This window comes from Colwellia sp. 75C3, assembly GCF_002836255.1.
Lineage (GTDB): Bacteria > Pseudomonadota > Gammaproteobacteria > Enterobacterales > Alteromonadaceae > Colwellia.
This window is the reverse complement of the sequence record NZ_PJAU01000055.1, coordinates 1-20,628: the sequence shown is the minus strand read 5'-3', so window position 1 is coordinate 20,628 and position 20,628 is coordinate 1. Positions and strand designations below refer to the sequence as shown.

Genomic DNA, 20,628 nt, shown 5'->3' with positions numbered 1-20,628 from the left:
AAAAAGCCGACAAGTGTTATAACTTGTCGGCTTTTATATTTAAAATGCTATATCAGCTAGAAATACCAAGCCAAAGATACCTGTGCATGGTCATCATTACTTAAGGTATAAAGTAAGTCATTTTCATCATTACTTTGTAATAATCGTACATCAACACTGGCAATAAAGTTATCACCAAAGCGTCGATTTGCTTCAATAATAAAACTAAAGGCATTGTGATCTAAGTCACTACCAAAGCCCATTAATAGCTCACTACTTTGCATGTCGTTAAAGGCCAACCTAGCCCCGACGAACAAATCATTCTGCATTAATGAACCTTGCGCGCCAAGTGCTACTTCACCACGTGAATCCCAGCTATGTTCCATCAATAAACCTAAGTCTATATTCGATTCAAACACACCAACAAAACTGTATTCAAAACCCGCTTGGCTTGCCCAAAAGTCTTCCAAACTTGTACTGCGATGTATGCCTTCAAACTTCCATAACCAGTCACCTAAGGTAGCTTGTACATCGACACCGAGTTGATCCATTTGGCTATAATATTGCTGTAAAGAAGCTTGTTGCAAGGTGTTCTGCGCAGTAGGCGTTAGATAAGCTTCACGATTGGTTCCATGAAACCAAGAAGCACCTAGGTCAAAGTCACCAACACTATGTGACCAACGTAAAGCTACATCAAGGTGCTGTTGCCCTGCTGAGGATTCATAGTTAACATTGTCTTCATCAACGACTAAGGGTCCACGTAAACGCCCTTCGCTACCCGCATAGGTTCTTTCTCGAAAACCGGGCAATAAAAACACATCAACAATGCCCCAATCATTCACTAATGATAAGTTGACCATTTGCTGGCCTAACTTGTCTTCACCATCAAAATCTTCAACACCATCGGTTTGATTAATCACATCAACCAGGTGTTGAAACTCAGTCACACCCCAGAATTCTTTGCGAATACCAAGGCGTAACTCCCAATCATCACTGGCATGTATATAAGCTAACTCTCGAATATCACCGTGAGTACGCTGTGAATCATGACTGTCTACGCGATAAAAAGGTGTAAATAAAAGACTGTCACTACCATCATTCCACTGCCAATAGAGCTCAGGCTCAACCGAGAAAGAGGTTTGACTATGACTTAATTGCTCAGAATGAAGCGCGTCATCAAAAAAATAACGCTGCTCTAGTGCAATATTACCCGAGGCTTCAAATTCAACATCACTTGCCTGCAACGAATTGCTAAGCAGTATGCCCGTGCATACTGCGATAGCGGTTACTGATCGCTTTAGCTTGCCTGTATCTAACGAAAATTTCATCTGCTTAGCGCGCTCGTTTTAATGAGTTACGGTTAAAGTCACTGTCAGTTAAACCTGTTTTAAAATCATAGTTACTCCACTTTAACTCAGTGCTTTTACCATTTTGATGATTGATCATTTCTTGTTTATCAGCACGCCAATGCTTAGCTAAATATTGCTTATAATCACTAAAGGTTAGCGTTTTAAGTAATGAGTTTTTGCGATCATAAAAATCAATTTTATTAATTCTATATTCTAAGGTATCAAGCCATACGATACGGCGAGTATAGCCTGAGTTTTCATCCACAGGATATTGCTCAACTTTAAAATTTGTTAAGCCATTAACTTCTTCTACACCAAGATATTTATAACTGTATTTTTCTACTTCGAACGAACTTAAATCTTCAAAAGCAAACTCTGAACCCATAAAAGGCCCTGACTTATTACGTGATGAAATACGCTTCACACGCTTTAGTGCAGGTAAAAATAACCATTGGTCGTCAGCATCAACGGGATGAGAAAAGCTTAAAAATGCAGTGCCTTTAACATCACGTGGCTTATTAAAAATAGTAAGGCTCTTATCGCCATCATTATCTACTTCTAACGATTTCATTTTTATTTCACGAATACTTTCTTGCCCTTGCTTGTTGCGTAACAACATCTGCATATCAGCGGTGCTGTCTTGCCAGCCTAGATCGCGTTTTTTGGCTTCCACTGAGATGTCTGAGCCTTTTTGTTCTTCTGCGCTTAAGGCAAAAGAAGCATTTGAGACAAGTGTCAAACTTAACGCGCTGACCATTATTACGGCACTGAGTAATATTTTTTTAGTTAACATAGTAAATCCTTATAAAACTGTTATTAAATTTTTTGTAAAACTTTAATAGTATAATACCAAGTTGATTAAGTTCATTCCCACTCAGCGAGAGTTAAAGGGTTTAGAGGCAAGGCATTGATTGAAGAGAATGGTTATTCCCTTGTCAAAATCAATAACGCCGCCTATGAACCCTTTAAACTCGCCCTATGGGAGCTTACTCAATGACCACTAACATCGTTGAATTCATTTGGTTTAGAATGACTAGACCTAAACAAATTTGCCTTGTTATTGAACATTTAGTACAGCTCTGTGTTGGAAAGAAATTTAATTAAATTGGTATAAGCAAACTTATCAACAAGTTCTGCTGACAAGTTTACTTGTTAGGCCTAGCGTATTTAAACCGCTTCAATCGCCTTTTTAATTGGTGCATCAACCACAGCATCAGTACTTTCATTCACTTTATTTTTACTTTTATCAAGCAATATTAGTAATGGTGGTAAGAATAAGAAATCAACGACAAGTGCAATGAAAATGGTGAGCGCGGTTAAGAAGCCCATATCAGCATTCATTTTAAATGATGATTGTGCCAGTACCGTAAAGCCGGCAACTAATACAAAGGTAGTGACCCATAAAGCGCGTCCAACATTATCAAAAGCATAATGTACCGCTTCTTTTGGGTTGGCATTTTTGTCACGTCTCGCATGAAGATACTTACTTAAAAAGTGCACGGTATCGTCAACAACAATACCTAAAGTCATACCAATCACTACCGATAAACCTAAACCGACTTGCGCGCTAAGTAAGCCCCAAAGACCAAAGGCAATCGCTGCTGGTGCTAAGTTTGGCAATAAACTAATCAAACCAAAGCGCCAGCTTTTAAGTGCGACACCCAATAAAATAGAGATTAATATTAACGCCAGTGTTGTACCAATAAGCATGCTAATAATATTGCGTTGACCTATATGAGCAAACATTAAGCTTGGGCTAGCAAAATCAACTTCGTACTGTGGTGCGTGTTTGGCAAACCACTCAATCATGTCTTCTTCAACATTAATCAGTTCATTACTGGTCATGTTTTTAAAGGTCGCGACAATTCTTGATGAAGATTTATCCACGTCTAATTGGTTATTTAAATCTAAACCATAAGGTAATGACATTTCATACAATAATAAGTATTGCGCCGACATTTCCTGGCTGTCTGGCAATTTATACCAACTAGGATCATCACCGTGCATATTCTTATTTAGACGCTTTAAGGTATCAGTAATCGTATTAACATGATCCGTTTCAGGGCGAGCACGTAACCAATCACTAAAGTCACTGACACTATTTAGGTACTTAGGGTTGTTAATACCACTTGATTCACCCGTTTTCACTGAGATTTCAACAACCATCATGCCAGATAAATTTTCTTGCATATAATCCGTTGCTGCGCGATATGGCACCGTTTCATCGAAATATTTAACAAAATCATCATTGAGTTCATTGTTAGGAATGAACATTACTGACGCGACAATCAAAACACTGGTTAAAGGTAATAAAGCTTTACGTTTGGCAATAACAAAGTCTGCCAATTTAGCCATAATATCTTTCTTATGTTCAGATTGCTTTTTCACTCGCACTGGTAACACCGTTAACAATGCCGGGAAAATAGTAATAGAAAATACAAACGCTAACATCACGCCAATAGCGACTAAATTACCTAAATCTCTAAACGGCGGTGAATCAGAAAAGTTCATGCTTAAAAAGCCAATAGCGGTAGTAATACTGGTCAAAAAGATAGGTTGCAAGTTGATTTTGATACTACGAGCAATGGCGGTACGTTTATCAGCGCCTTGACGCATCTCATAAAACATTGAAGTTAATATGTGAATACAATCCGCTACGGCTAAGGTCATTATCATTGTTGGTGCTGATGATGAGGGTCCTGTTAGATAAAAACCTAACCAACCGGCAAGCCCCATGGTAGTAACAATGCTCATAATAATGACAAGTACCGTGGAGATAGTACCGGTAATGGTTCTAAGCAATAGCCCAATAGTAACAATGACCACAAGAAACATCAGAGGAATAAGCGTTGAACCATCACTAATTGACGCCTCACCAAATGACGTGTTCATCATGATCATGCCCGAGAGATAAACTTCAACATCTGGGTGCTCAGCTAAAAATTTCGCTTGAATAGCACGTACGCTGGTAGCAACTTCAGGCGTTTCTGCCATCGGATCAATACCCGGTAATTGCACAGTAACGTTAACAACAGACACATGACCTGTTTTAGATATTATTTTATTAACCAGTAAAGGCTCACTGATCGCAATCTGTTTAATTTTTTCAAGCTTATCGCTGGTTAAATTCTGAGTAGACATGACGAGATCTTCAACAATCATGTCATCTTCTTCAGCATAGGTGTATTGAAAATTAGTGACTGAATCAACACGTGTTGAATAAGGTACTTGCCAACTTTCTTTGGTTAATGTCTTTAACGCTGCTAAATGTTCAGCTGTGAAAACATTGCCATCTTTTGGTACGACAACAAACGAAACATTATCACTTTTGGCATAAACTTTTTGCATCGACTCAAAAGCGGTTAATTGTGGGTTTTCTTCACTAAAGAAAACACGATAGTCATTTTTAAATTCTAACTTTTGTGCTCCTATACCAGCTACCATAGCGAAAGTAATACAAACTAGTATTACCCAAAATGGATTTTTGCCGACAAAATTATAGAGTTTGTCTCTCATTGCTAATCTCCTTATAGTATAAATTTATGTTCATTAATGAAGAGTCTTTTAGATGACGAATCGTCACCTTATCTGTCAAAAAAATGCGGTTAATTACCGCACACTTTTATTATCTGGTTTACTAAGAAGAGGCTAACTAAAACTACCAAAGTTTAGTTCACGCCCTTTTGTCTTGATTTGTGCTAACTCTTGCGGAAATAATTCCGCTAAAGCGATTTGTAATTCTGCACAATGGCTACTATCTTTCGTTAGCGGTTTCCAACCCATACCGTCGAATAACATATTACTTAGGTTAAACAGTTCACGCTCTACAATGAGATTAGTTCTCCCGCTACACTGTTCCACTTCACCTGAAAGCAAGGTAATAGCGCCATAAGCCATAGACCAATTGCTAAAACATAATTGCTGTATATCCATTTTCATAGGAAGTGCCAAGCTATTATCATTTAAACCGTCTTCTACAATGCCGTGAATGGAAGTCATTAACTTAACTTCTAACCGTTCACCCTCATGAATATGTTTTTCACTTGATTTTCCCGCTACATTCGGCGATTTAGCACACATAACACATTGAAAAAGTGCTGGATATAAAATCGCATAGATAAGATAAGAGAAGTTTAATAACAGCATACGTGAACGTGCACAGCCTTTGAATTGGTATGCGCGATAAAATAAATCGCCTAAAACTTCAATGGAATAATTACCAATGGCTAAGAGTAAATCTTCTTTACCAATAAAGTGTTTATAGACAGTGCCTTTTGAAAAAGGTACTTGAGCGACCACTTTATCCATGGTGAGGTTTTCAATGCCATTTTGCTGAATAAGCAGCACAGCTGAGTTGATTATTAACAACTCTCTTTCTTTAAGTGCGGTTTCATCAAGTAGCTTAGGTGGTGTCATAAGGTTAACTCATACAGTTGTGACGAATCGTCACTGACGTTTCGTCACATAATGAACTGCATTGTAAACCTTGTCAATATAAATGTAACCCAAATGTACATGGCGCATTATTTGACCATTCTAATAGGGTTCAAGGGGCGATATTAATGCGGACACTTATTGTTAGCATTTTAGGTAAAACATGGAGAGTTGTTTAATCTGCTCTAAAATAGATTATATTGAGGAAGGTACATCCGCATTTGAACTCAAGCCACATTACTGACCTAAATTAGCCCTCAAAATTAGGCCGATTTATGTTCACTTAGATACGATTGCTGACATTTCAATATTTCGTTTTTATGACTTCTTGCTGAGCTTTGCTGACATTATCTGCTAGTTGTTCTTAGATCAACTGATAATCAATAGCCGCCTAAGGATTTTATAATTAGAGTGTATTTTGCTGCTTTGCTACCGTTGGTGTTTACTACATAATAGACAGCCCGTCCGATAAAAAAGACGCTTTGTAAAAAAACATTACTATTAATGTTAGTTTTGTTCTGGTCAGGCCGCATTAGGTAAATTTGTTCAATATTCAGATTTTAATGATGCTTGGTATTTTAGCCTATCGTATACACCCTCAGATTTTAGCTGAAATAAAACATCTGCAAGTTTAGGTGCAAGTGAGGTATGTTTTTTATTTATAAATGGGTATGAATTATGCTCATCTAATATACCAACTTGCTTAATATCTACTCCTTTAAGCTTCTCAGTCGATAACAAGGCATCTACGCGGCTTTTAAGGTCAATAAATAAGTCTGTTCTACGTAATTTTAATTTCATTATCCCTTGATAAGTCGTTGTGACTGTAGACAATTGGCTACCATTAACCCTATGTTCTAATTGTAACTGTGTATTTTTTGCACCTCGAACATAGTCAATACGCTCAAGCAAACCTGATAAACTATCCCAACTATCATAACGTTTTAGCTCGCTCAGGGAATAAATAGCAACTTGAGTCCTCATTATAGGCTCTTCAACTCTGATTAAGTTAGGATAACTTTCATGGTAGTTATAGATCCTTTGTGGCTCGCCGTCTACTTGCCCTAAATTAGACATGTAAGAACAACGCTTTAGCGGACAAATGGTGTAATTAAATTCAATACCTAGTCGGCTAAAAGCTTCTGTGTAGAGTAATGCATAGAACTTGTAGCGTACATTGGCCTCAGGATTGACCTCAAAGGCCATTGTGAATTTATCAGGTTGTTTGGAAAACACTGAAAGAGTTACTGAATAAAAAAGTAAAAGTATCGTACAGTACACTTTGATGCTAGAAAAAAATGGATATCTATTTTGACAATATTGAATACTTCTCTCCTCTGCCTAAAAGATCAATTAGTTGAATAATTATTACTTCTTTTAATTTAGTACACTATTAGCAAATATGGACTGCTTTTACACTCTATCTTTCATAACAAACCTAATCAATTGCTCAAAAATACTATTATTTGGTAGCAATATCAAAGCACACTTATTTTTTCTGTCATCTGCAACTAGCTAAGGCTAACTTTACTACAGAGGAATGCGTGGTATAGATGATGCGCTTGAGTTTTATGAAGCAACAGATATTTAACTTTCACTTAAGGCATGGACGCTTTCTTCAATGATACGATAGCCGACATTAACATCAATAGTTTTCTGAGCTATTTTTAGTCTTCATTAAGTGTTGAGCTACCTTCATCTTGACAGTCAATAATGCCACCACAGCGGTCGTTCTTCATCAAACAGTTAATACTAACTTTGTATATTGGAGACATTAGCTTTTGGTTGCTCTTTAGCTCAACTGATCGCTAAAGTAGCGGACGTTTTGTGTTCTAAACCATGATAAAAGTATGAAATAAATATCAGTTGTATGATCTGAACTTTAACCTTAAATTATGAGATTACAATACAGAGATCAATTATCTACTTTCAGCATATTCCGACCCGCTTCTTTAGCTTTGTATAACAACTCATCTGCACGTTTATATACTTGGTTTATATCTATTTTCTCATCATGTTTATTACAATAAAGTCCCATAGAAGCAGTTAGGTACTTACTTGCTGTATTTTTTACATGGGGTATTCTTAGACTCTCAATATTATTTTTGATTAGCTTTGAAAAAGTAATTGCTGCTTGCATATCTCCAGAATTGAAAACCACACCAAATTCTTCCCCCCCCAATCGAAAACAGTAGTCTTCACTCCTATGAGCAGTATTTCTGATTACCTCACCAACCATTTTTAATGCTTTGTCACCTTCTTGATGACCATAGATATCGTTATATTTTTTAAATAAATCGATATCTATAAATAAAAAACAACATAATTCTTTACTTTTTCTCGATTCGGTTTTGGTGTTGTTAAAAAGGAATTCAAACTTCCTTCGGTTTAATAGACCAGTTAATGAATCAGTTATAGATAATTTTGTAATATCCGTCTCAAGTTTCTTGAATTCTGTGATATCAATATGAATCCCATTCATTCGAATAGCTGTACCATTTTCATCACGTAGAAAGACTCTGCCAATATCGTGAAACCATCTCCACTGACCATCCCCACACATCATGCGAAACTTAGCATCGTAAACATCAGTCTCGCCATGTAAGTGCTTTTCAATAAGTTTACTTGTTGCTTCCAGATCATCGGGATGAACAATAGATGCCCACTTTGTGAGTCCATCAATGACATCTGAGAAGATGTCATTATTTATCCTGAAGTCTTCATCTTTGTATTTTTTTTGAGTTACCCATGTTTTATTTGCAATAATGCGATCTTCTTGAGGGTAATAATCCCAACAGCCAATGTTTGCTCCTGTAACCGCATCACTCAAACATTTAATACTTTCCTTATCTGCTAATTGCAACTCTTCTAATTGATGTAGATTGGTAATATCAGTAAGTGAACTAATAATATTTCCATTATCACTTTTAACAAACCTCATTTGAAATGTGTGTTCGTTACTCTGGTATTTTAAAAAATACTCTTGAACTGTAGAAGATGCAGCGCACTGCTTGAAAATAGCCCTCAGCTTTTCGCTATCTTCCTCTCCAAATAGATCAAATATAGAAACAGATTGCATTTCATTGATGGATAACCTTCTAAGGATACGCTCCTGTTCATTAAAGAAAAGATAGTTCCCTTCCAAAGAGGTAAACTCTGCAATGCCAAAAGGCTGTTGGTTCAATATCTCGACTAATTCAGTTTTATTCACTAATCCCTCAGCTTATCGTTCATCTATATTAGTAATGTTATTCTGATTTTTCTGCTTATTCTATTATTTCTTTCACAAAAAATATAAAAAGCAGACTAGATCAATAAAGCCCAACATTTCACTCTGCGCAAAGACCTGTCGCTTTATTAAAAATATGAAATGTCATCTTCCGTATCTAACTGAGCATAAATCGGGGTGGTTTTAACCGATGAATTAGGTTGGTTTTAGTATAAGTTAGCTTCATGAGATGGAAGGTATGATACGAAAGAAGACCTTAGCATCAATAGATATTTGAGCTGTGTTTAGTGTTCATTAGACGTTGAACTACCTTCATCTTGAGAGTCAACAAAGCAGTAATAGAGACTTAAAATCAAAGCGACACCTCCTCCGATAAAGCTGCCCTGCATTAAATAATAAAGTTGTTCTAAATTTCATCTTAAATATTGAAAAATCAAAACTCAAATTTGATCGAAAATACCGAAAGTGGACATTCGATTAATATCTTTTTACATTAACTTTTGTACATTGAAAATTTAGTGGTTCTATGGCTGTTTGGAGCACATAACGCCATATAAAATATTTACTGTTATCTCTAAAAATGTGGCTAATTTCACTTTGCCACACTTTTAATTTGTTAAATCAAAATAGGATCTTAGAGTAATTAAGATCCTCTCCTCTTCGCGTAGCAAATTTGACCTTAAGCGAAAGCCTTTCATTAATATATGAAAGTGATGCTGACAAAGTTTATTTAAGCTTTAAATTGTTGGGCTAATGCACTTAATTCATCGGCATTGTCTTGTAGGGATCGAGAGTGCTGCGTCATTTCTTCTAATTGCTCTAAACTACTATGACCAGAGCTAACAATTCTATTAATATTTTCATTTAACTCTTCTGCAACCGTACTTTGTTCATTAACAGCGGACTCAATATGAGAAGCCATGTCATTAATTTCTACTGTTGAAGTTAAAATGCTATTAATTGATTCACCAGAACTTTCAGCCCCCTTAACGGACTCCTGACTTTTTAGTTGACTTTTTTCCATAACTTTAACTGCTGATTTGGCGCCTAGTTGTAACTTCTCAATCGTTTTTTGTATTTCAGAGGTGCTCTCTTGGGTTCTACTGGCTAAGGCTCTAACTTCATCAGCAACTACTGCAAATCCTCGCCCCTGTTCACCAGCTCGCGCAGCTTCGATAGCAGCATTTAGAGCAAGTAAGTTTGTTTGATCAGCTATTCCTCTAATAACATCTAATACAGATACAATGCCATCAACATCTTTTTCTAAAGATCCAACAACAGAAGTAGCCTCATCTAGGTGTAGAGATAATTCTTTAATGGAGTCAATTGAGTCAACGATAATACTCGATACTTCTTTAGCATTATTACTTGCCATATCTGCTGCACTAGCGGTAGATTGGACATTACCTGCAATCTCTTTCGCTGAAGATGACATTTGCGTGATTGCTGCTGCTACCTGGTCAGTTTCCAGTTGTTGATTTTGCAAATGACCTTTGCTAGCTTCTGAGGCACTACACACTTGACTAGAAACATTACTCGTATGTTGGACGGAAGTTTGAATGGATTGTACTAAAGACTGAATTTTCTCTGCAAAATGATTAAAAGAGTCTGACACTTTTCCTATTTCGTCATCGCGTTTAACTCGTATTCTTTGGGTCAAATCGCCCTCACCACGAGCAATATTCTCTAATGCATCGGCAACCTCAGAAAGTGGAGAGGTAACTAATTTTGAAAATATTATAAATAAAAATAAAACTAGAAACACTGCGAGTAAAACACCTTTGACAATGGCTGTAATTGCTAAAGCGGAAAGCTCTGATTCAATGGGTGCGTTGCTAATATATAAATGAACAGTGCCAAGTTCATTCGGCTTACCATCTTCAACAAAATGTAACTTAAAACTTTTGAATTCGCTTTCTATTTTCCCTTTTGATTTAGCTGTCACTTCACCTGATTCATTGACAAGGGTTATTAACGATATATCATCGGATTGTTGTTCTGAGTTTAAAATTCCCTTTATCTGTTCTTCTTCGTAATTCCAAATCGATGCAGGTAAGTTCAATTTAAGTCTAGATTCAACTAAAAGCAGATGATTTTCTTGTTTCAGCTTTAAATGATTACTTTGTGAGATATAACTATAAATGCCAAAGGTTGATACTAAAATAGTGACTATAAGAAGAGCTGACAGAATAAGTTTAAAAGAGATGGACTTGGTTACTTTCATTTTTAACCTTTATTAATAGCAGAAAATAGAATCAGAGGTAACTTCTTTCTAGCGAATAGATATAGCGCATAGCATATATAGTCTTTTGCCTAGCTTACAACTTTAGTGATGGCTGTACGCAGTTAATGACTTATCACACACTATCATCATATCTAATGAAAAATAAATAAAATAACAATCACTTGTTAATCTTCATCTATTCCTAAAGTTATGCAGTTAATATTAATATAGCTCTAATTTTTAATACGTCAACCGCCCCTAACCTTATATTTTACCAAATTTTTTATTAATTCCTGCTATTGGTCTATGCTGAGATTATAAATATTGTTTTGCGATGTATTAAAAGCAATCCGATGTTTGAAGACTAATAACTTATTAAGAACACAGGTTATTATTAATTTTTAATAGGGAGGATAGATGAAATATTTTTTTATTATAATACTATTTTTTAGCTCAAGTGCTTGGGCTGCTACATCAAGCACAGTATCAGGTGTTAGTGACTATTTATTCAATGGCGTTAGCCAAACAAATGAAAAGCCGGCCTTACAAGTTAGTATTGATTGGGCTGGCGACAATGGTATGTATGTTGGTGCTTGGGGGTCAAATGTTAAATTTGGTGAAGGTACTAACCTTGAAGCTGATGCATATGTCGGTTATTACACCGCATTAACATCCAGTATAAATTTAGATGCTGGAGTAGCTCAGTATACCTATCATGGCGCAGATATTAGCTCTGATTACAATTACGCTGAAGCTTGGACAAAGTTTAACTATGGCAATACAAACTTGAATTTTTGGTATGCATGGGATTATTTTGGTACTGGGGCTGGACATGTAATAGCTATGGTTACACAAACATTCCCAGTATCTGATAATCTGTCGATTATTGCTGGAGCCGACATATCGTCAAGCCTTGACGAAGATAAATGGTCATGGGAGGCTAATGATAAAGACTATATACATTGGCGAATAACTGCACAATATAACTTAAAAGGATTTGATTTATCTTTAGGCATTGAAGGCACAGACTTAGACACATACGGGGACACAACCCTATTACTTACTGTTGCTAGAACATTTAATTTTTAACGGGGTATTTATGCGCAATATTTTAACTTTAATTATTTTACTACTTATTACTAAAACAGCTTTTGCCGATACGGTACATTTAACTTCACTTTCATGGCCTCCTTATTCTGATAAAAACATTAAAGAACAAGGGGCATCCGTTGCTGTAGCAAAAGCAGCTTTTAAAGCAATGGGGCACGAGTTAATTGTAGATTTTTATCCTTGGTCAAGAGCCGTCAAATTAGTAAATACCAAAAGTTCCAAATATGTTGGTTACTTTCCTGAGTATTACTATGAAACCAATGATTTTAATTTTTCAGATCCTATGGGAAATGGCCCTTTAGCCTTAATTCAAAACAAATCAAAGCCTATTAACTTTAATGATTTAAGTGATTTGAAAGGCTTGAAATTAGGTGTTGTACAGGATTATATAAATACCCCAGAGCTTGACAAAATGATTGCTGATAAAGAAGTTAATGCCAAAGCAGCTCTTTCAGATAGTGTTAATATAAAAAAAGTTGCAAGTAAGAGACTTGATATGGCAGTTATTGATGTTAATGTTTTTAACTTTTTACTCAGTTCAGATAAAAGCCTTAAAAAGTTTGAGAATAAAGTTGAGTTAAATAAAAACTTATTAGCAAATAAAAAATTATACATTGCCTTTAGAGGGGATGAGGTAGGGAAGAAATGGCAGAAAATATATAATTCAGGTTTAAAAAAATTAGACGTAGATGTTATTATGACTAAATATTTAACCAGTAAGTAACCAACAAAAACTTAGGCATAATAGCTTATAACGCCAAAGTTCAAACTACCTACTGCTTGCTGTAATGAGTGTATTTGTTTGGGTGTTCTCGCCCTTAAAATGTAAGCTAGCATTAACCAAGCAATAGGTACTTCATATTTTGAATATTCTATGATGCAATGTGCCCCATTATAAATCAAAGAGCTGTTTTAATAACTTCACTAATTGTTAACGTTCATTACTCAAATATCAACGACGGCTTTGAGTTTAAACCAGTCCCACAAGTGAGCAGAAAATCTTGGCTAATATTGCCCTAAATATGCTCCTGAATTTGCAAAGGCTTAATGTCCGCAATTGGCTACCTGTTGACCTAAAGAACACCCAGTAGCTAACGTCAGCAAAGCGAACTTTAAAGACATGATAACATAAGACTATTGCGGCTAATTAGGAGACCAAATTAACTATGCCACTACAATTCAAGTTTATTGGTTTCGATAGTCGTTTAGTTAAGCTGTTCGAGTTTAAAATAGTGCCTACTGACAAGTAGGCACTATGGGGATAATACGGTAGGCTACTGCTGAAATTTCTCAACCAACTGTATTCTTTCTGATGTTTTAGGGTGAATTGAGAAAAAATCATGCATCGCACTATGCGCTTTTCCGTCATTTTCTTTGAGATAATAATCTTCCAAATTTCGCATCGCATCAACAAAGCTTTGCAAAGGAATATCATGCTGGTTTAACAACGTTAATGCATAAGTGTCCGCTTGTATTTCGAATTCACGAGAATATGTTAAATCAAGCAGTAGCGTAGGAAGTCCTGTTACTAGGTCAAAAGTCTCAACATCACCCGTAATAAATACTACCATGATGGTCAACATAGCATCTTGGATCATCCGCTGCGTCATATGCTTTTGAGTTAAGTGTCCTAATTCATGGAATAACACCGCGATGAGCTCATCATCAGTTTGTATTAAATTAACAAAATCATCCGTAAAAACAATAACGCCATTTGGTAACGCTAGCGCATTAGCTTTCATGCCAGATCTAAACTCCAACGTAGGTTGTAAGCCTTTATAATTTGATAAGTAGGGCGTCATTAAAGCTCTTATTTCTTGCTGCCTTTTGACTGGCAAAGTTGATGGTTCAAAAACTGTCTCATCTAAGAGATCTAAACTAGAAAAAAGTTTTGCTGAGGTGAAATAAGGCACGTTGTGAGCCATTAGTTTTGCAGTGCTTGGTATGCCATACACAACGATGCCATAGAGTAAGACGATCGTAGCTATTGTAGAAATACAAATTAATTTTGAATTGTTTTCTAAATGGTACAGCCAAGAGTGTTGATTTGATGAACGGCTCGTTTGCCAAGTAGTTAACTTATCAATTTCATCATGATTATCACAAACAAAGAGTTGTTCGTCATCAAATGTTATTTCTCGAGGGGTATTACCTAAACGAGATTCAACAGCATAAGATTGATGCTCAAATGATAATATTATCTGCTGTTCGGTTAGGTGAACAGCCGTTATTTTATGGTCATTGTTAACCTCTAAACGCGCGGTATGGCGTTTAGAGGTTTTACCATCGAGGTAGATACCTTCTATTAACATGGAGTATGGCTTTTATGCAAAATCAAATACTTGACCAAACTCTTCACCCAAGGCACTAATATTTTCTTTTTCAGCTGCACTAAAATTATCTAAGCTACCGCTGGTGTGCATCGTTAAACAAGAACAAATATATTTTGTCATGCGTACTTTAGCTGCCGGTAGATATAAACCTAAGGTAATCATGGTTAGAAACAGGTTGGTCAGAATAACTTTTGCTGTTGCGGCTATTGTTAAATTAGCTTCAAATTTGTGCTCAATTAAACTTAAGCTAGCATAAAAAATATTAGTGAATGATACAACAACATAAATAATTACCGCGAAATAGATAACGATATAAAGTAATGATGAGATAACACTAAAAGCAGGAACAAAATAGGCAATTAAGGCAATAGGAAGTCCTACCGCGAGACTAATGCCAATGGCAGTTAAAAATATCATGCCGTAATCTTTATAAGTCGCATTAAAATCAAACTTGCTCGTACCGTAAGCGCTGTTGCGAACAAAGTATTCATTGCCTTTTAATAAGGCTAACGGGTACAAAATACCTAAAGTAAGTATACCGAGTATTGGCCAAACATAAATAACCATAAATGCCTGCCCATATGAGCCTTTAAAACGGAACTGAATGTTTTTATATGACGACATTCTATGATTAAAGCCCATAGATTGATTTATGAAATAAGGGATGGCTAACATAAGTGCTATAGCTAAACCTCCGGCAACTATCGGAAAAAATAGGGACATAATGTAGTAACCTATTAAAGCAGCTACCGCGATAAGTCGACCTTTTAAAATAGTTATAGGGTCTGCTAGATAACGAAAATTATCATTATCTAAGTATAAATTTGAATAGAAATAACGATTATTTCTTACTTTAGCCCAAGCTGAATAAATACCTAGCGTGACTATGGTGAGTAGGATATTCACAATCCAAATTTTAAAGTATTCCATTCCGTCACCACGGAATTCAAAGCCTAGGCTTCTATTTCCTGATGTCGTGTTGTTCGAATTTTGTTCAGCAGATATCTCTGAAGGAGGGTTCATTATATTATCCTTAATTTATAGTTGTTTTCCGTAACCGCTTAATTAATTAAGCGTTTGAATACTATACAAGTTTAAACCACGATGCAAGCTCGTATAACATTATAATATATCGATAGTTTTAACTACTTATAGTCAATTTAATTAGATATTTTAAGCTAAGACCTAGTTCAAATTAACAGGTCACTTTCAGTACTCTAGTGTGTATTGGGATAACCTTTTAATACATGCAGACAAAAATTGCTATAGAGCTATGACTAAACTATACGTAACGTTACTAACTAGTTTAGCTTCGTACATCATATATAGGATGCTTTATCATGAGTCATTAATAGCTATCTAGATCAGAGAATGATTTAAGTAATTTAGGCACTAACCAGTTTTCAAATAACTTAACTTTTTTCCATAAAAATTGCTGTTCAGGCGCTACCAGATAAAGTGAATAAGGACTTTTTATCGAGTAGTTGAGCAGTTTAACTAAACGGCCATCACGAATATGTTCAACGACTAAGCTACTATTTACTAAAAGGAACCCGCGGTCATGAACTGCACTATCAATTAAAGGAAGTGCATCATTGGTTTGCATTATAGGAACCAACTTTTCATATTTGAAGTTTATGCTTTTACAGTAATCCTGTAATGTTTCCTGTATTCCAATACTTGTATCTTCTATCCAAGGTAAACGAAATACTTGCTCAGGGTTATCTTTATCAATACCAACGAGTAACTTAGGGCTTGCAACAAAGATGAGATTGTCATCGTAGATTTTCTTCTCGGTTAAATCACAATACCCTCCTCTCCCCATACGAATAGCTAAATCAATATTCGACTGTTTAAAATCAATGAGATCACCTGATGGAGCTAGTTGCACCATTATTTCAGGGTGTAATTTTTGGAATTCCTCAAGCCGAGGAATAAGCCAAAGAGAACAGAAAGAATGTACCGTTGAAATCCGTAATATAAGTGGATTAGGATCACCCGTAACAACCTGAACACCTGTTGTTAGCTCATCAAATGCTCTTTGAGTAAAGGGTAATAGCTTTCGACCTTTTTCAGTGAGTACTGTTACTTTATTGGTACGGTCAAACAATTTCAATTGGAGGTTTTCCTCTAACAATCGAATCTGTTGGCTAACGGCAGCTTGTGTCACATTAAGTTGTTCCGCTGCTTGCTTAAAGTTTTTAGATTGTCCTGCTACTAGAAAAAACTGTAAGGACTTCAGTGGTGGTAAACGTTTCATACTTAAGTTTTTCTTAATCGTTATTAATTTAAAATCGTTTGTTTTACAACCTTATCATAATTAATATCTTATCTACACTTAAGATATTAACTGAGAATAAAATGAACAAAACATCACTACAACGTCTTATAAACATATCATTTATAAGTTTAGTTATTTTTAGTAATCTAGTTTCAGCAGGTCAAATCACAGTTTATGCTGCAACAAATTATCCTTATAAAAATCTGATCAACCGCACTGATGTTGTTAAAGTTTTCTACACCACAACTGAAGGAATCCATAAATGTAGAGTTGAGATTGTATTAAACAGCATGAAATGGACCTCTATGGAAAAAGAACTGCACAATAATGTTTTGAACGATGATATTTTACCTAATTGTCTATCGAGAGATAAAGCAGAGAAAATACTATTTCAAACGTTTCTTCAGTTTGGGCAAGGCCTGTAATTGAGCTATAAAGATAATCAGGTACTGGCTTTAATTATCTAGCCCAAATAACTATTCACCTAATCTATGGGAGGTTATGACAACAATTGTTACATTCAATATTGAAAGTTTATTAATTTCTTACCGCTCTTCTTATATGGTATCCATAACAATAAACCTGAAGAACCTATAGATGACAGTAAAAGATCACACTAGCTTAGTTGAAGGGAAGATATCATCGACAATATGGCGTAATAGCCAGCCTATGTTTATGGCCATTCTATTGTTATTAATGTATGAGTTATTAGAATCAGGTTTAATTGCATTAAGTAGTACGGCAACGTTAACGGCGTTTGGTTTTACTGTACCCATCACTGCTGCAATGACCGCACTTGCAGTAGGAACAAGTATTCGTTGTAATAATAAGGTTGTGAAGTCTGCCTGCCTTGAAAAAAACAACCTTGGCTTGTGTATAAGCCAAGCATTTATTACCTCAGGATTAATCCTATTAACTATAGCGCTATTAGCATTCCTATTTTCCGAACAATTACTGCAATTATTAGGTAACAATCATTGGCTGTCGAGCGAAGAGTCAACAAAGGCGCCGGAATTAGCTGCCGAGCAATTGAGTTATATAAATAATCGCTATTTGACTTGGTTCTTTTTAGGCGCTGTTTGGCAAATGAATAGCATCTTTCGAGCATTAAACTTCACCCTGCTCGCCAGTAACATCATGATTGCTTGGATAGTCGTTAAAGGTTCCTTGGCTTTATTACTCTTACTACCTCAAAGCCCTTTATATTATGACAGCTTAGTTGCTATATCACTGGTTCACGCTATTAGTGATATTAGCTTTACCATAATATCTTTTTATATCTTGCAGAAAAAAGTAAAACTGGGCTGGCCTACATTTCCGCAGTTTAAGACTCAGTGTAAACAAGCCAAACTAACCAGCACACTTGTTATAGTTCAGCAGCTTATTACTCCATTAAGCTTAGCGATCTTAACCATTATTGCTGCGAGTTATAATCCCACCTATGTAGCTGCGTTTGCATTAATCTTTAAACTTGAAGCAATAATATTGTTAATACCCATGGCATTAACAACATCCATGCCTGCTATTATTGGATTTAACTACTGGACAGGACACCACGATAGGGTGAAGCAAGCATATCGTTATATGTTCGCTATTGTCTTAATTGCGCAATTAATTATTGCTATCATTTTGAACTACACAGTAGACTTTTGGGCTAACTCCTTATGTCCACACGATAGTGTGACCGTACATTTAAAACATTATCTTACCTGGTTGCCTTGGGGTTATATTGGCGCGGGATGCGTGATTGTTTATCAAGCGACCCTAAATGCAAAAGATAAAGTTATCAATGCCAGTTTACTCGGTATCATCCACCGACTTGTATTGGTCATTCCTTTAGCATGGTTTGGCTTCAATGATAGCGAATACTCACTTTATCCAGCGTTAATGTTAGCGCATTTGTTCGCTGGGATATGTGTAATCTATTTATTTAGAAAAATGCGTATTGTCACCGTTAAAACAACACCAATAAAAGAGCAATTAACTACTTAAGTAATTGTGGAGATCAAGGGAGTGAATTAATAAAATTGAATTCGAAGTTATTGGGACGATATAAAGAAAGGTTAATTAAATTGGATTAAGTAGATAAGATTTGATGGGATTAAATCTTATCTAAAATAAAGCTAAACTAATGATAAGTGAAGATCAGTAAAAGGGATAAAGATGCTTTATCCCTTTTATTAGCCTATCTATTAACCAAAGATAGCTCTCATTATACCAATAGCGTGTTCAACACTCTTACCGGCTTTAACTTGTTTGAGAATTGTTTCTCGTTGAGCTTGCATATACTCAGGTAAATCATCTTCAGCTAATGCTTGATCAACGATTTCATCCGGTGTTAGTTTTGTACGAGCACGACGAGATGACTTATAGCTACTTTCAGTGCTATTTGATTTTTTGTCACGGATACGAAGATAATTAGAGCTAAGAGCAAAATCTTCATCAGCAAACAAGAACAAATCGACTAAAACGGCTCGAACGTTCCAAAGTTTTAGTTCTTGTTCATCTTCAGGTTCCGCTTGATGCCACCAAGCAAAAGTGCGTAAAGTGCCTATCATATCTTGCCAATAGCTATCAAAATCAAAAGCATTAAATTTAGCTATAGATAAACCTTGGCAAAACACATCTATTTTTGCGTTTGTTAAGGCTATAAATTGATCCGGACGTTTCATCGCTAATAAACGAGTAGCTGCAGCTAATGGTGGTTTTTCACCGGCTTCTTTATCAACAGTATAACTAGTAAATATTTTTTTGTAAGCACTAACAAATTTCTGGTACTGCGCTGGCGTAACATCACCTGTTTCTGGAATATGGCTTAAAGCCAAGTCAAAACTTTCTGGTTGTTGTGCTAATAAGATATGAAAAACTTTTGCGCCTTTAGTTGAAGCAAACCATTCAACATCAAATTTATATTCTAAATGACTATGTTGATTAGTGTGTTTACCGGCGAAAGCAAGACGTTCTAACTCACTCATTTCGGCTAAGGTCTTGTCCTTTATACTTTGAACATAATCAAGTAAAGCTAATCTTTCTTCAAGGGCATGTAAGCCTGCTTGTTGTTCAACAAAAGCAGTGAATATAGGCCAAGGTGCAATACGTGCCATTTTAAACTGACTAACACTTGCACCAAGTACAAGTACTTGCTCTAGTTTTTTTAAACTAGGAAGTTGATGTGCTTCTAATAAAGCAATATTAATTCGATTACGGCAGACATCAATTAGCTCTGTACACCAACCAAGAAAATCATCAGGTCTGTTTTCAACTTTAACCGCAATCAGGTTTAAGCTTAATTCAGTAACATGCTTTAAAGCATTTTGATATGAAGCATTTTCAGCATCATTTAGTGCCATTTTACCAGGGGAAGATAATAACTTTCTCATTAGAGAATAAAACTCCAGAATTACATCAGTACAAATAGACGATTAATAATACAAATCGCACGTAAACTACATATTCAGAAAAGCAAAAAGCCCGACTCTTTCGAATCGGGCTTCTCAGTATACCAGTTTCATAATGTTTCGCTACGCTCTCACATGGTTTATCGTAACCTAAGTTACATAGCCATCGACATTTGCTATTCATTATTAAACAAATTAGAAGTCTAGCAATGTCCCGCTACGCTCTCACATGGGCTTTACTGCGACATAAGTCACACTACCATCGGCGCTGTTGCGTTTCACTAATAAACA

General features: G+C 35.8%; 15 protein-coding genes. 4 read left to right on the top strand and 11 right to left on the bottom strand.

Annotated features, from left to right (window positions below):
• Positions 1–56 precede the first annotated feature (56 nt).
• The 7 genes from CXF85_RS14225 to CXF85_RS14195 all read right to left on the bottom strand — a co-directional run bounded on the left by CXF85_RS14225 (position 57) and on the right by CXF85_RS14195 (position 11,215).
• Positions 57–1,307, bottom strand: coding sequence for a hypothetical protein (locus CXF85_RS14225; protein ID WP_101229325.1), 1,251 nt, complete (start codon positions 1,305–1,307; stop codon positions 57–59).
• A gap of 4 nt (positions 1,308–1,311) precedes the next feature.
• Positions 1,312–2,121 (bottom strand): outer membrane lipoprotein-sorting protein, encoded by an 810-nt coding sequence (locus CXF85_RS14220; RefSeq protein WP_101229324.1) that lies wholly within the window; start codon positions 2,119–2,121, stop codon positions 1,312–1,314.
• 374 nt (positions 2,122–2,495) lie between these two features.
• Entirely contained in the window at positions 2,496–4,844 is a 2,349-nt protein-coding gene (locus CXF85_RS14215; protein WP_101229323.1) for an efflux RND transporter permease subunit, read from the bottom strand.
• Between the two features lie 132 nt (positions 4,845–4,976).
• The gene (locus CXF85_RS14210) at positions 4,977–5,744 is read right to left on the bottom strand and encodes a TetR/AcrR family transcriptional regulator (protein ID WP_101229322.1); all 768 of its coding nucleotides are present in this window, start codon (positions 5,742–5,744) and stop codon (positions 4,977–4,979) included.
• Between the two features lie 564 nt (positions 5,745–6,308).
• Positions 6,309–6,998, bottom strand: coding sequence for a transporter substrate-binding domain-containing protein (locus tag CXF85_RS14205; RefSeq protein ID WP_157829112.1), 690 nt, complete (start codon positions 6,996–6,998; stop codon positions 6,309–6,311).
• A gap of 679 nt (positions 6,999–7,677) precedes the next feature.
• Entirely contained in the window at positions 7,678–8,973 is a 1,296-nt protein-coding gene (locus CXF85_RS22810; RefSeq protein ID WP_157829111.1) for a sensor domain-containing diguanylate cyclase, read from the bottom strand.
• Positions 8,974–9,721: 748 nt separating this feature from the next.
• The gene (locus tag CXF85_RS14195) at positions 9,722–11,215 is read right to left on the bottom strand and encodes a methyl-accepting chemotaxis protein (RefSeq protein ID WP_101229320.1); all 1,494 of its coding nucleotides are present in this window, start codon (positions 11,213–11,215) and stop codon (positions 9,722–9,724) included.
• Between the two features lie 417 nt (positions 11,216–11,632).
• On the opposite strand from CXF85_RS14195, the gene CXF85_RS14190 reads away from it, so the two are divergent.
• Both CXF85_RS14190 and CXF85_RS14185 read left to right on the top strand, forming a co-directional pair.
• Positions 11,633–12,304, top strand: a complete 672-nt coding sequence (locus CXF85_RS14190; RefSeq protein WP_101229319.1) for a TorF family putative porin — start codon at positions 11,633–11,635, stop codon at positions 12,302–12,304.
• Positions 12,305–12,314: 10 nt separating this feature from the next.
• Positions 12,315–13,049 carry a substrate-binding periplasmic protein gene (locus CXF85_RS14185; RefSeq protein WP_101229318.1) on the top strand — a complete coding sequence of 245 codons (735 nt, stop codon included), beginning with the start codon at positions 12,315–12,317 and terminating at the stop codon, positions 13,047–13,049.
• Positions 13,050–13,599: 550 nt separating this feature from the next.
• Here the strand turns inward: CXF85_RS14185 and CXF85_RS14180 are convergent.
• From CXF85_RS14180 to CXF85_RS14170, 3 genes are all read right to left on the bottom strand, one after another.
• Positions 13,600–14,637, bottom strand: coding sequence for a M48 family metallopeptidase (locus CXF85_RS14180; protein WP_101229317.1), 1,038 nt, complete (start codon positions 14,635–14,637; stop codon positions 13,600–13,602).
• Between the two features lie 12 nt (positions 14,638–14,649).
• Positions 14,650–15,681 carry a YjgN family protein gene (locus tag CXF85_RS14175; protein ID WP_101229316.1) on the bottom strand — a complete coding sequence of 344 codons (1,032 nt, stop codon included), beginning with the start codon at positions 15,679–15,681 and terminating at the stop codon, positions 14,650–14,652.
• 325 nt (positions 15,682–16,006) lie between these two features.
• Positions 16,007–16,918, bottom strand: coding sequence for a LysR substrate-binding domain-containing protein (locus tag CXF85_RS14170; RefSeq protein ID WP_101229315.1), 912 nt, complete (start codon positions 16,916–16,918; stop codon positions 16,007–16,009).
• Positions 16,919–17,019: 101 nt separating this feature from the next.
• Here CXF85_RS14170 and CXF85_RS14165 point away from each other — a divergent pair, with 101 nt between their 5' ends.
• Together CXF85_RS14165 and CXF85_RS14160 are read left to right on the top strand one after the other, a co-directional pair.
• Positions 17,020–17,364, top strand: coding sequence for a hypothetical protein (locus tag CXF85_RS14165; protein ID WP_101229314.1), 345 nt, complete (start codon positions 17,020–17,022; stop codon positions 17,362–17,364).
• Between the two features lie 172 nt (positions 17,365–17,536).
• Positions 17,537–18,931 carry an MATE family efflux transporter gene (locus CXF85_RS14160; protein ID WP_101229313.1) on the top strand — a complete coding sequence of 465 codons (1,395 nt, stop codon included), beginning with the start codon at positions 17,537–17,539 and terminating at the stop codon, positions 18,929–18,931.
• A gap of 200 nt (positions 18,932–19,131) precedes the next feature.
• Here CXF85_RS14160 and CXF85_RS14155 read toward each other — a convergent pair whose 3' ends face one another.
• Entirely contained in the window at positions 19,132–20,319 is a 1,188-nt protein-coding gene (locus tag CXF85_RS14155; protein WP_101229312.1) for a hypothetical protein, read from the bottom strand.
• Between the last annotated feature and the right edge of the window lie 309 nt (positions 20,320–20,628).